We start from the raw sequence: 12,330 nt of genomic DNA on the forward strand, positions 1-12,330 counted from the left end.
AACTGCCATGTCCGAATTCCTCCTCCCCGACGTCGGTGAAGGCCTGACCGAGGCCGAGGTCGTGGCTTGGAAGGTTAAGGTCGGCGACACCATCGAGATCAACGACGTCATCGTCGAGATCGAGACCGCCAAGTCGCTCGTCGAGCTGCCCTCTCCCTACGAGGGCACCGTCCTGGCGCTGCTGGTCGACGAGGGCGAGACCGTCCCCGTCGGCACACCGATCATCTCGATCGGCGCCGAGGGCGAGGCGCCCGCGCCCGCTGCCCCGGCTGCGACCGAGCAGACCGAGTCCGACCCCTATCTCGGGATGGCCGAGAAGGCCGGCGCGGCCGAGGCCGCCCAGGTCGACGCCGCCGACATCGACCTGTCCAACCCCGCGGCCTCCGGCTCGATGGAGGGTGCGTCCCTCGTCGGCCGGATCAAGGCCGAGCGCGGCCCAATGCGCCGGGCACGACGTGGCTCGGCCTCGCCGAGCACCGACGCCGGTGCGCAGACGCAGATGCAGGTGCAGGGCGCGTTCTCGCCCGGCGGCGCGCAGTCGCAGGACGTGCTCCCCGCCGACGAGTCGCCGGTGCCGGCCGTCGACCAGCGCCCGGCCCCCTCGGCCGCGCCCGCCGAGGCGCTCGTCCCGGCTGCGGCCCAGCGCGAGCCCAGCGACGTACGCGCCCTGGCGAAGCCGCCGGTGCGCAAGCTCGCCAAGGACCTCGGCGTCGACCTGTCCACCCTCACCGGATCCGGCCCGTCGGGCTCGATCACCCGCGACGACGTCCAGGGTGCGGCGTCGGGTGCGACGTCCGGCCGGGCTCCCGCTGCTGCGTCACACGAACCCGCACCCATGCGTACGCCTTCGCATGACGCTGGCGCCCGCGAGACCCGCGAGCCCGTCAAGGGCGTGCGCAAGATGATGGCGACGGCGATGAGCCAGTCGGCCTTCACCAGCCCGCACGTCACCGAGTGGGTCACCGTCGACGTCACCGCCACGATGCAGCTCGTCGAGCGGCTCAAGGCGCGGCGCGACCTGAGGGACGTCCGGATCAGCCCGCTGCTCGTGCTCTCGCGCGCGGTCGTCCTGGCGATGAAGCGCACCCCGGAGATCAACTCCTGGTGGGACGAGGACGCGCAGGAGGTCGTCTACAAGCACTACGTCAACCTCGGCATCGCGGCGGCGACCCCGCGCGGGCTCGTGGTGCCCAACGTCAAGGACGCCGACGCGCTGTCGATGACCGAGCTCGCCGCGGCGCTGGGTAAGCTGACCGCCACCGCGCGGGAGGGGAGGACGCAGCCGGCCGAGATGGCGGGCGGCACCTTCACGATCACCAACGTCGGCGTCTTCGGTGTCGACGCCGGCACCCCGATCATCAACCCGGGCGAGTCCGCGATCCTGTGCTTCGGTGCGGTCAACAAGCGGCCGTGGGTCGACGAGGCCACCGGCGAGATCGTGGTCCGCGACGTCACCACGCTGGCGCTGTCCTTCGACCACCGCCACATCGACGGGGAGAAGGGCTCGCGCTTCCTCGCCGACGTCGCCGGGATCCTCGCCGACCCGGGGACCGCGCTGCTCTTCTGACCGGGCGCTTCGTCACGGCAGGACCCATCGGCCGGGCGCTTCCTCGCGCTGCATCGCGAGGAAGTGCCCGGTCGGCGCATCCCAGCGCGAGGAAGTGCCCGGTCAGTGGTCGGGCCATCGCAGCCGTCGCGACGGTGCACGACGCGACGTCCCGCTGTGGGCGCAACCGGCGGACCGCCTCTTTGTCACCCCCACGGGTGGCCTGCGAGGATGGCCCCCTCGGAATGCGCGAAGGGAGGGGCCCATGGCCCTCGACGCCGCCAGGGCCGCCTCGGGCGAGCCCACCACGGCGACCGTGCTGGCCCGCGCCCAGCAGGTGGCCGACCAGCTCCAGCGCGAGGCCCGCCAGGAGGCCGAGCGGCTCACCGCCGACCTCGCCACGCTGCGTGAGCAGGCCCGGAGCCTGATGGCCGAGGCCGAGCGCGACCGCGCCGAGGCCGCGCGGGCCCGCCGTCAGGCCGAGGTGGTCCTGGCCGGCGCCTCGCAGGAGGCGGCGACCATCGTCGTCGACGCCAACGAGCAGGCCGCCCTCCTCATGAGCTCGGCCGAGGGCGCGCGCGACGAGCAGGTCGAGGCGGCGCGCACCGAGGGCGACCTGCTGCGCGAGCAGGCCCGCGCGGACGCGATCGCGCTCCGTGCCGAGTCGCAGGAGCTGCGCGACAGCGCCGCCGCCGAGAAGGCGGCCCTGCTCGAGGCCGCGCGCGCCGAGGCTGACGCGACGGTCGGAGCGGCGCGGGAGAGCGCCGCCCAGCTCGTCGAGCAGGCGCGCGCCACCGCCCGGCACCACCTCGACTCCGCGACCGCCGAGGCCGAGTCGCTGCGCGCGAGCGCGTCCACCGAGTCCGCCCGGATGCGCGACGAGGCAGCGCTGCAGCTCGAGGAGCAGCGGCGTACGACCGGCGCCGACGTCGAGCGGATGCGCCAGGCGGCCGAGGGCACCCTCGCCGCCGCCCGCGCCGAGAGCGAGGAGCAGCTGCGGCACGCCGCCGAGCAGACCGCCTGGGCCACCGCGACGGTCAGGTCCGTGCTCGCCGGGGCGTCGGAGGAGGCCGATGCGATCCGTCGCGGCGCCCACGCCGAGATCGCGGCCCACGTGCGGGGCGTACGCCGTCGACTCCAGGCCGTCATCGCCGCGGTCGCCGAGCGGATGGACCGCGAGCTCGCCGACGCCCAGCAGCGCGCCGACGACATCGCACAGGTGGCCGCGCTGGCCGCGGGCGAGATGGAGAGCGAGGCGCGTGCCTCCCTCGAACGCGCCGACGCCGAGGCCGCCCGCATCGTCGCCGACGCGACCGACGAGTCCGAGCGCGCCGTCGAGCGGCTCGAGCGACGTCGCGCCGAGGCGGAGACCGGCGCGGCCAGCCTGCGCGCCCTCGTCGCCGAGGAGGTGACCCGCATCCGCGCCACTGCCGCTGAGGAGCGACGGCGCGCCCGCGAGGAGTCGCTCGCGCACGTCGCCGAGGGCCGCGCCGAGGCCGACCAGCTCCGTGAGGGCGCCCGTCGCGCGGTCGAGCGCGCCCGCGCCGAGATCGCCCAGCTCCAGGCCCAGCGCGACACCATCGCGGGCGAGCTCGCCCAGTTCTCCGGCGTCATCGAGGCGCTCTCCGTCCCCGAGCGCCAGCCCGACCCCCACCCCCTCAGCCAGACCCCCGACCAGGAGAACCCCGATGCCTGAAGAGATGTTCACGACGGTCCGCCGCGGCTACGACCCGGCCGAGGTCGAGCGTGCGGTCGCCCAGGCACAGGGCGAGGTCGCCGAGCTCCGCCGCCGACTCGAGGCCGCTGAGTCCGCCGCCGAGTCCGCCCGCGCCGAGGCCGCCACCTCGCGCGAGGCGCTGGTGTCCCGCGAGGTGCAGGAGCCCGAGGTGCCGACGTACGCCCACCTCGGCGAGCGCGTCGCGCAGATCCTCGTCCTCGCGGAGGCCGAGGCCGCCGAGATCCGCGACCGGGTGGTGGGCGAGGTGGAGGCGCTGCGCAAGGAGGCCGAGGCCGAGGCCGGCTCGCTGCGTGCCGCCGCCGACCGCTACGCCGAGGAGACCCGACGTGACGCCGAGGCCGAGGGCGCCCGCGTGCTCGCCGACGCGCGTACGGCAGCCGACTCCGAGCGCGACGCGGCCGAGCGCGACGCCGCCGCGCGCCGGGCCGAGGCCGAGGCGCTCCACGAGGACGCGCGCGCCCAGGCCGCGCAGGCGGCTGCCGACTTCGAGACCACCCTGGCCGAGCGCCGGCAGAAGGCGACCTCGGAGTTCCAGGCCCAGCAGGCCGCCACCCAGGCCGAGCTCGACGCGATGACCGCGCGCAACCGCGACACCGAGGCGGCGATGGAGCGCAGCCGCAGCGAGGCCGAGGCCAAGATCGCCCGCATGCTCACCGAGGCCGAGGAGCGCTCGACCACGATGGTGGCCGAGGCCCGCGCCACCGCCGACCGGGTCCGCGCCGAGTCCGAGCGCGAGCTCGCCGCCGCGGCCCAGCGCCGCGACAGCATCAACGCCCAGCTCTCCAACGTCCGCCAGATGCTCGCCACCCTCAGCGGCACCAGCGTGCCCGGGGTGGGGATGGCCCAGCCCGAGCCGACTCCCGAGCCGGTCACCGAGGCAGAGGTCGTCGAGGCGCAGGAGGCGGCCGCCGAGGCCCTCGAGGAGCGGTGAGCCACGCAGGTTTCGGAGCGTCGAAACCTGCCTCACTCACCGATCGTTCGGGCCAGCGGTGCGTGAGACACGTTCTGCGCGCCCAGAACCTGCCTCACTCACCGCCCGCCACGAGGCAAGCCGCTCACACGTAGCGCCGCGCCCGCGTCTGCGGCGACCCCGGTCCGGCGGCGAGCAGGGCGCTGAGCTCGTGCTCGAGCACGGCACCGATCCGCCGGCAGAACTCCTCGGGCTCGTCGGCAGCGTCAGGCTTCTCCGCGACGATCCGGTCGACGACGCCGCGGCGGTGGAGGTCGAGCGCGCGCACCTGCTGGGAGCGCGCCATCTCCGCGGCGTGCTCGAGGTCGCGGTGCACGATCGCCGACGCGCCCTCCGGCGGGAGCGGCGAGAGCCAGGCGTGCTGAGCGGCCACGACGCGGTCGGCGGGCAGGAGCGCGAGCGCCCCGCCGCCGTTGCCCTCGCCGAGCATCAGGCACAGCGTCGGGGCGTCGAGGGTGACGAGGTCGGCCAGCGACCGCGCGATCTCGCCAGCGAGCCCGCCGTTCTCCGCGTCCGCCGACAGGGCAGCGCCCTGGGTGTCGATGACCGTCACGAGCGGCAGCCCGAGCTCGGAGGCCAGCCGCATCCCGCGCCGGGCCTCACGGAGCGCCTCCGGCCCCATCGGGTGGTCGGTGGTCTGCCCGCGCCGGTCCTGGCCGAGGAAGACGCACGGCGCCTCGCCGAAGCGGGCCAGCGCGATGAGCAGCCCCGGGTCGCGCTCGCCCTGGCCGGTGCCGTTGAGCGGCACGACGTCGCTGGCGGCGTAGCGCAGCAGACGGCGTACGCCGGGCCGGTCCGGGCGCCGCGACCGGGTCACGCAGTCCCAGGCGTCGACGTCCGGGACGTCCTCGTGGCCCGGGTCGGCCACCGGCGCGACGCCCTCGCGCGCGGCCATGAGGATCGTCAGCGCGCGGTCGAGGATGTCGGCGATCTCGTCGGGCGGCAGCACCGCGTCGACGATGCCGTGGGCGTAGAGGTTCTCCGAGGTCTGCACCCCCTCGGGGAACGGCTTGTCGTAGAGCGCCTCGTAGACCCGGGGGCCGAGGAACCCGACGAGCGCGCCCGGCTCGGCGACGGTGACGTGGCCGAGCGAGCCCCACGACGCCATCACGCCGCCGGTGGTGGGGTGACGGAGGTAGACGAGGTAGGGCAGGCCGGCGCTGCGGTGCGCGGCGATCGCGGCGGAGATCCGCACCATCTGCACGAAGGCCGGCGTGCCCTCCTGCATCCGGGTGCCGCCGCTGACGGGCGCCGCCACCAGGGGCAGCCCCTCGCGGGTCGCGCGTTCGATGCCGGCGACGATCCGGTCCGCGGCGGCGCGGCCGATGGAGCCGGCCAGGAAGCCGAACTCGCCCACCAGCACGCCGATCCGGCGTCCGCGCAACCGTGCCTCGCCGGTGAGCACCGACTCGTCGACGCCGGACTTCTCGCCCGCTGCGGCCAGCTCGGCGGCGTACGCCTCGCCGACGCCGTCGCGCACGGGCGCGGTGTCCCACGAGGTCCACGAGCCCTTGTCGAGCACGAGGTCGATGAGGTCGTGGGCGGAGAGGCGTCCCATGCCCGGAGCGTACGCGCGTGAGGTGGGGTCAGGCGGTGGGCACGCCCGGCCCGGGAGTGGTGCGACCGACGATCCAGGCGTCGAAGAAGTCCGACAGCTCCAGGCCGGTCTCGGCCTCCCAGTGGTCATAGGCCTGCTCGCGCGAGACCGACGTGTTGTCGTGCGCGGCCAGCCACGAGCGCGCGACGCGGTAGAACTCGTCGTCGCCGAGCTCCACGCGCAGCTCGTTCCACATCAGCGCCGGCGTGTAGTAGATGTTCGAGCCGCCGAACTGGCGCGGGTCGTACGCCCCGGGCGGGCCGTAGTCGTCGCGCAGCTGCTGGTCGATCGCGCGGGCCGCGCCCAGCGTGTCGCGCAGCGGGCGGATGTCGTGCTCGTCCTCGTAGGTCCACTGCAGCAGCATCGTCATGCCCTCGTTGAGCCACACGTCGCGCCAGTCCGACGGCGAGACCTGGTCGCCGTACCACTGGTGCACGAGCTCGTGGGCGACGACCTGCGGGGACAGGACGTAGTCGTTGTCACCGAGGGTGACCATCGTCTGGGTCTCCATCGCGCTCTGCGAGGCGGTCACGACGAGGCCGAGGGTGTCGAAGGGGTAGTCGCCGAGGCGGTCCTCGACCCAGTCGACGGTGGCCGCGGCGCTCTGGATCCCTTCGAGCCGGCGCACCATCCCGCGCGGGGTCCAGTAGTCGACGCGCAGACCGTCCTCGGTCGTGCCGGCGGCGTGGGCGTAGTCACCGATCGCGAGGGTGATGAGGTACGACGACGCGGGCTCGGCGAGCTGCCACGACGTGGTCGTGCCGTCCTCGTCGGCGGTCAGCTCGGTGAGCGCGCCGTTGGAGATCCCGGTCCACGGCGCCGGGGCGTGCACCGTCACGTCGTAGAGGGCCTTGTCGGACGGCTGGTCGTTGACCGGGTACCACGTGTAGGCGCCGTAGGGCTCCTGCATGGTCCACACCTCGCCGGTGTCGGTGACGGTGAAGCCCGTGGTGGAGAAGTCGCTGCGCGTGGTGGGCGCGGGGGCGGGCTCGGGGGTGCCGGAGTAGTCGACGGCGAGCTCGTGGCGGTCGTCGGCGGTGATCGGGGCCTGCACCACCAGGTCCTTGCCGCGGCGCGCGAAGCGGACCGGCTCGCCGTCCAGGGTCAGCTGCTCGACCGCCAGCGGCGCGCCGAGATCGAGCTGGAAGCGCGGGGCCGTGCGGGCGGCGCGGAAGGTGACGACCGCCCGCCCGGTCAGTCGTTCGCGCCCCGGCTCCCAGGCGAGGTCGAGGTCGTAGTGCAGGGCGTCGACCCGCGGGTCGCCGACGTCGGGGTAGACGCTGTCCTCGCGCGGCTCGGAGACGGCGAGGTCGAGGTCCTGCTCGACGGGCTCCGCGACCGCGGGCGCCGAGGCCCGCGCGACGCCGTCGGAGGCCGGCGCCGCTGCCGGGGGCCGCGGCGCGGTGAGGGCGTCGGGGGTCGCGACGTCGTCGGAGCAGCCGGTGAGGACGGTGAGGGACAGGACGAGGGCGAGTCCGGTGTGAGCGGTGAGGCTCACCTCTCGCCCCGGAGCAGCGGCCGGGCGAGCTTGCGGCCGTGGTGGATCTGCGCCTTGACGGTGCCGAGCGGGGCGTCGACGAGCGCGGCGATCTCGTCGTAGGGCAGGCCGTAGACGTCGCGCAGCAGCAGCGGCTCGACGTACTGCGGATGGTCCACCTCGATGGTCTCCAACGCGTCGAGCAGGTCCAGGCGGGTTCCGGCGATGACGCTGGTGGTGCGCGGGTCGGGCCGGTCGTGGGCGCCGTCCTCGAAGTCGGTCGGGGTGGCGAGGTTCTTGAGGCGGCGGTAGGTCGTGCGGGCGCTGTTGACCGCCACGATGTGCAGCCACGTGGTGAAGCGGCCGCGACCGCCCCAGGTGTCGATCCGGGTGGCGACGTTGAGCATCGCCTCCTGGCACGCGTCCTCGGAGTCGCCGGAGAAGGGGAGCACCCCGCGGCAGATGTTGAGCACCCGCGGACGCACCGCCCCGAGCAGCATCTCGAGCGCGTCACGGTCGCCTTCGCGCGCCCGGCGCGCCAGGTCGTCGATGTCGTCCGGCGTCAGCGCGTCGGCCGGGTCCCCCGAATAGATCACCCCTGCACGATAATGCCCACGTGTCCGCTCCCTCTCGTCTCGGTCGCTACCCGGTGCGCCGTCGCATCGGGTCCGGGGCGTTCGCGACCGTGTGGCTCGCCCACGACGAGCACCTCGACTCGCCGGTGGCCATCAAGGTGCTGGCGGACAACTGGACCGGGGACCTCCACACCCGGCAGCGCTTCGTCGAGGAGGGCCGCTTCCTGCGCAAGGTGGAGTCGCCGCACGTCGTGAGCGTCTACGACGCCGGCGAGCTCGACGACGAGCGCCCCTTCCTCGTCATGGCGTACGCCGACCAGGGCACGCTGGCGGACCGGCTCGAGCTCGGCAGGCTGAGCCACGCGCAGGCGCTGACGGTCGTCGACCAGGTCGGCAAGGGCCTCACGGCCCTGCACGAGCGCGGGGTGCTGCACCGCGACGTGAAGCCCGCCAACGTCCTCTTCCGCACCGTGGGCACCGCCGGCGGCGAGCAGGTGATCGCGATGCTGGGCGACCTCGGCCTGGGCAAGGCGATGGACATGTCCTCGCGCCTGACCATGGTGGGAGGCACGCCGACGTACGTCGCCCCGGAGCAGGCCCGGGGCGAGGGCCTCGACGCGCGCGCCGACCAGTTCTCGCTCGCGGCGCTGGCCCACTACCTGCTCGCCGGTCGCCAGCCGTTCGCCCACGCCAGCCTCTCCGCGGCCGAGGACCCCGCACCGCCGCCGCCGATGGGGATCGGCAACCCCGACGCCGAGGCCGTGGTGCTGCGCGCGCTGGCCAAGGACCGCGACGACCGCTTCGACGACGTCGCCTCCTTCACCGCCGCGCTCGTGCACGCGATGGGCGGGGAGCTCGACGCGTCCCCGCAGGCGTGGGTCCCCACCGATCCCGACCTCACCCGCACCGAGCCGGGCGCCGGCGCCGCCGACCCGACGCCGTCCGACCGGCCGTCCGCTCGCCGCCGCTGGCCGGGGCTCGTCGCGGCCGCCGCAGTGCTCCTGATCGGCGCCGGTGCGGGCTGGTCGCTCGAGCGCGCCAGCACCGCCACGCGGACTCTCGTCGACGACACCGGCACCATCGAGGTGATCGTGCCCGAGTCGTGGACGGCGCAGGTCGACCCCGAGCAGTGGGTGCCGGTCGAGGGCGAGCAGTCGCAGCCGGCGCTGGCCGCCGGCAGCCGCGAGGGGTGGAACACCGAGGAGGGCGCCGCCCCAGGCGTCTTCGTCGGGATCCTCTCCTCCGACAAGCTGCCCTCGCGCGTGCCGCAGCACGCCGAGTGCGTCGACGCCCCCGGCGGGCTGATCAGGGACGAACGCAACGGCGACGCGTCGATGACGATGATCTTCAGCGGCTGCCCCGGCGCCGACTACATGGTCGAGCGCGTCGTCCAGGTCAATGCCAGCCAGCTGCTCTGGGTGCAGGTCCGCAGCGACCGACGCGCCACGGCCAACACGGTCCTCGACTCGGTCAGGACGTCCGGGATCTGAGCTCAGCCCAGCGAGACCCCGGCTGCGACGCGGCTGATCAGGTCGGCCATGCCGTCGGCGTCCCGGGCCCGCCCGGTGACCGCGATCTCGACCTGCGCGTCGTCGGAGCCGGTGACGTCGAGCCAGGTGAGGAAGCCGTGGCGCAGGTGGTTGCTGGTGACGAAGGTGAAGTGCAGGCTGTCGTCGGTCCGCTCGAGGATCGTGACGTTCTGCTCGTCCTCGTCGAGCTCGTCGATGCGGCGCTCCAGGGTCCAGCTGATCGAGCGGCGGTTGCTCAGCACCTGCTCGACGCGCATGACCTGGCCGAAGGACTGCTGGTCCGGCGGCCGCCACTGCCACTCGTCGAGAGAGTTCTCCGAGAAGGTCCAGCCCTGCGGCACCGGCAGCGTCATCCGGGACCCGCCGCTCCCGACCTCACCCGTGACCAGGCGGGCGCCGGGCTCGAGGGGCGGGTACGCCGGGTCGGGGAGGATGTCGGGCACGGGGTCCACCGGCAGGCTCGGCGAAGCGGCGACCACCGGGGTGGGCGCGCCGTCGCCGCGAGGAAGCTCGCCGAGGGCCCAGGAGGCGCCGAAGCCACCCACCAGGCCCACCGCCAGCAGCAGTGCGAGGACCGCGGCACCACGTCGCGTCGTGAGGCCGTCCGTCACGGGAGCTCGATCGCCTCGGCGGTGGCACCGCGCATGCCCTCGGCCACGCGCCGGATCAGGTCGCTGGTGCCCTCCACGTCCCGCTCGCGGCCGTGCACGACGATCTCGACGTCGGCCTGGCCGCTGCGGTCGAGGTCGAGCCACCGCATGAAGCTGTGGCGCTTGTTGCCCTCGTTGCTGCGGTAGGTGTACTCCAGCGAGTTCGCACCCCGCTCGCGGATCGACACGTCCTCCTGCTCGTCGAGCAGCCGCTCGATGCGGATGTCGATGGCGTCCTCGATGGTGATGTCCTGGCTGTTGATCTGCTCGATGCGCATCACGTAGGTGTTGTTGGACGTGCCGGGCTGCTTCCACTTCCACTCGTTGGTGGCGTTGGCGTTGGTGCTCCAGCCCTTCGGCGCGGGGAAGGTGATCTCGAACTTCCCGCTGCCGAGCCGGGCCTGCTCCATCGCGATGCCGGGCCGCAGCGCCGGGTCGTCGGGGTCGGCCTCGAAGGGTCGCGGCGCCTCGATCGGCAGCTCGGGGCGTGCCGCGGGCACCGGGGCGGCGACGCCGGTGCCGATCGTGGTGTCGCGGGTCTGTGCGGACGCGGCGAATCCGCTCCCGGCGCCGACCGCCAGGAGCGCGACCAGCACTGCAGGCCCCCGCCACTTCACCGGACCAATCTAGCCGTCCGCCGCAGGAGGGCTGGTCTGCGTGGTGGTTCCCCGCCTCCTACGGTGGTCCCATGCTGATCCGCAACGTCCGCCTCGTGGCGGTCACCGAGCCTGCTGCCCCCGGCCCCGTCGACGTACGCCTCGACGCTGGACGCGTGGTCGAGGTCGGCCCCGGCCTCGCCGACCTCGGGGGCTGGACGTACGACGGACGCGGGCGCTGGCTGGCGCCCGGGCTGTGGGACCAGCACGTGCACCTCGGCCAGTGGACCCTTGCCTCGGCGCGGCTCGACCTCGCCCCGGCTCGCTCGAGCGCGGAGGCCGTGGCGCTGGTGCGCGAGCGTCTCGAGCAGTGGCCCGACCTGCCGGTCATCGGCTGGGGCCACCGACCGACCGCGTGGCCGGACAACCCCGCGGTGTCCGACCTCGATGCCGTCGAGACCGACCAGCCGATCGTGCTGATCGCCGGCGACGGCCACCACGGCTGGCTCAACACGACCGCGCTGCACATGCTCGCGCTGCCCACGCGCGACAGCGTGGTGAGCGAGGGTGAGTGGTTCATGGCCTACGGCCGGCTCGCCACGGTGCTCGGCACCGACGGCACCGGGCCGGAGGCCTACCGCCGCTCGATGGAGGCGGCGGCCGCACAGGGCGTGGTCGGCCTGGTGGACCTCGAGTTCAGTGGCGGTGTCGCGGACTGGGCCGAGCGCTGGGCCGAGGGCGCCGACCTGATCCGGGTCCGCCACGCCTGCTACGCCGACGGCCTCGACGACGTGCTCTCGCGTGGGTTGCGCTCCGGCGACCCGCTCGACGGGGACCCGCGCCTGACCATGGGGCCGCTGAAGATCATCAGTGACGGCTCGCTCAACACCCGCTCGGCCTGGTGCTGCGAGCCCTACGCCGAGAAGGCCGTGCCCGGCGCCGAGGAGGGCCAGCCCAACCAGACGCCCGAGGAGCTGCGCGCCCTGCTCGCCCGCGCCGCGGCCGGCGGTCTCGACGTCGCGGTCCACGCCATCGGCGACCGCGCCGTGGCCGAGGCCCTCGCGGCGTTCGAGGAGACCGGCGCCCGCGGCGGCATCGAGCACGTCCAGCTCACCACCCGCGACGACGTACGCCGCATGGCCGACCTCGGCGTGCGCGCCAGCGTCCAGCCCGCCCACCTGCTCGACGACCGCGACGTCGCCGAGCGGCTGTGGCGCGGCCGCGCGGAGCGATGCTTCCCGCTGCGCTGGATGTTCGACGACGGCGTCGACGTGGTGCTCGGCTCCGACGCCCCGGTCTCGCCGCTCGACCCGTGGCTGGCGATGGCCGCCGCAGTCCACCGCTCCGCCGACGAGCGCGAGCCGTGGCACCCCGAGCAGGCGATCACCGCCCGCGAGGCGCTCGCCGCCTCCACCGACGGCTGGGGCACCGTCGCGCCCGGCCACCCGGCCGACCTGGTGCTGCTCGACGCCGACCCGCTCGACGGCGACTCCGACCAGGACCACGCCACGAGGCTGCGGACCTTCGCCGACCAGGTCGTCGTGACCTGGGTGGCGGGCGAGCCGGCGTACGAGCGCGAGGTCTGAGCGCCGCCCCCGCTGTAACGCCGGGTTGGTAGCTGTACCCATCCGGATATACCCAGGTGGGTACAA

General features: G+C 74.3%; 10 protein-coding genes. 5 read left to right on the plus strand and 5 right to left on the minus strand.

Features of this window, described 5'->3' with window-relative positions:
- Positions 1–7 precede the first annotated feature (7 nt).
- The 3 genes from K4G59_RS08655 (at position 8) to K4G59_RS08665 (ending at position 4,215) form a co-directional block, all read left to right on the plus strand.
- Positions 8–1,567 (plus strand): dihydrolipoamide acetyltransferase family protein, encoded by a 1,560-nt coding sequence (locus K4G59_RS08655; protein ID WP_231250555.1) that lies wholly within the window; start codon positions 8–10, stop codon positions 1,565–1,567.
- 244 nt (positions 1,568–1,811) lie between these two features.
- Complete coding sequence (locus tag K4G59_RS08660; protein WP_231250556.1) at positions 1,812–3,242, plus strand: coiled-coil domain-containing protein; 1,431 nt, start codon at positions 1,812–1,814, stop codon at positions 3,240–3,242.
- Positions 3,235–4,215: a coiled-coil domain-containing protein gene (locus K4G59_RS08665; protein ID WP_231250557.1), complete on the plus strand. Its 981-nt coding sequence runs from the start codon at positions 3,235–3,237 to the stop codon at positions 4,213–4,215. The genes K4G59_RS08660 and K4G59_RS08665 overlap by 8 nt, the downstream gene beginning before the upstream one ends.
- Positions 4,216–4,339: 124 nt before the next feature.
- Here K4G59_RS08665 and K4G59_RS08670 read toward each other — a convergent pair whose 3' ends face one another.
- The 3 genes from K4G59_RS08670 to K4G59_RS08680 are packed head-to-tail and all read right to left on the minus strand — an operon-like array spanning position 4,340 to position 7,924.
- Positions 4,340–5,812: a carboxyl transferase domain-containing protein gene (locus tag K4G59_RS08670; RefSeq protein ID WP_231250558.1), complete on the minus strand. Its 1,473-nt coding sequence runs from the start codon at positions 5,810–5,812 to the stop codon at positions 4,340–4,342.
- 28 nt (positions 5,813–5,840) lie between these two features.
- Positions 5,841–7,349: a M1 family metallopeptidase gene (locus K4G59_RS08675; protein WP_231250559.1), complete on the minus strand. Its 1,509-nt coding sequence runs from the start codon at positions 7,347–7,349 to the stop codon at positions 5,841–5,843.
- Positions 7,346–7,924, minus strand: coding sequence for an RNA polymerase sigma factor (locus K4G59_RS08680; protein WP_231250560.1), 579 nt, complete (start codon positions 7,922–7,924; stop codon positions 7,346–7,348). The genes K4G59_RS08675 and K4G59_RS08680 overlap by 4 nt, the downstream gene beginning before the upstream one ends.
- A 20-nt stretch (positions 7,925–7,944) precedes the next feature.
- Here K4G59_RS08680 and K4G59_RS08685 point away from each other — a divergent pair, with 20 nt between their 5' ends.
- Positions 7,945–9,393, plus strand: a complete 1,449-nt coding sequence (locus K4G59_RS08685; RefSeq protein ID WP_231250561.1) for a serine/threonine-protein kinase — start codon at positions 7,945–7,947, stop codon at positions 9,391–9,393.
- Positions 9,394–9,395: 2 nt separating this feature from the next.
- On the opposite strand, the gene K4G59_RS08690 is transcribed toward K4G59_RS08685, so the two are convergent.
- Both K4G59_RS08690 and K4G59_RS08695 read right to left on the minus strand, forming a co-directional pair.
- Positions 9,396–10,043 carry a hypothetical protein gene (locus tag K4G59_RS08690; RefSeq protein ID WP_231250562.1) on the minus strand — a complete coding sequence of 216 codons (648 nt, stop codon included), beginning with the start codon at positions 10,041–10,043 and terminating at the stop codon, positions 9,396–9,398.
- Positions 10,040–10,699: a hypothetical protein gene (locus K4G59_RS08695; RefSeq protein WP_231250563.1), complete on the minus strand. Its 660-nt coding sequence runs from the start codon at positions 10,697–10,699 to the stop codon at positions 10,040–10,042. Before K4G59_RS08695 ends, K4G59_RS08690 begins: the two co-directional genes overlap by 4 nt.
- A gap of 71 nt (positions 10,700–10,770) precedes the next feature.
- Here K4G59_RS08695 and K4G59_RS08700 point away from each other — a divergent pair, with 71 nt between their 5' ends.
- A complete protein-coding gene (locus K4G59_RS08700) occupies positions 10,771–12,264 on the plus strand; it encodes an amidohydrolase (protein ID WP_231250564.1) in 1,494 nt (497 codons plus the stop codon).
- Positions 12,265–12,330: the final 66 nt, after the last annotated feature.

The sequence above is a fragment of the Nocardioides furvisabuli genome, assembly GCF_021083185.1.
Taxonomy (GTDB): Bacteria; Actinomycetota; Actinomycetes; order Propionibacteriales; family Nocardioidaceae; genus Nocardioides; species Nocardioides furvisabuli.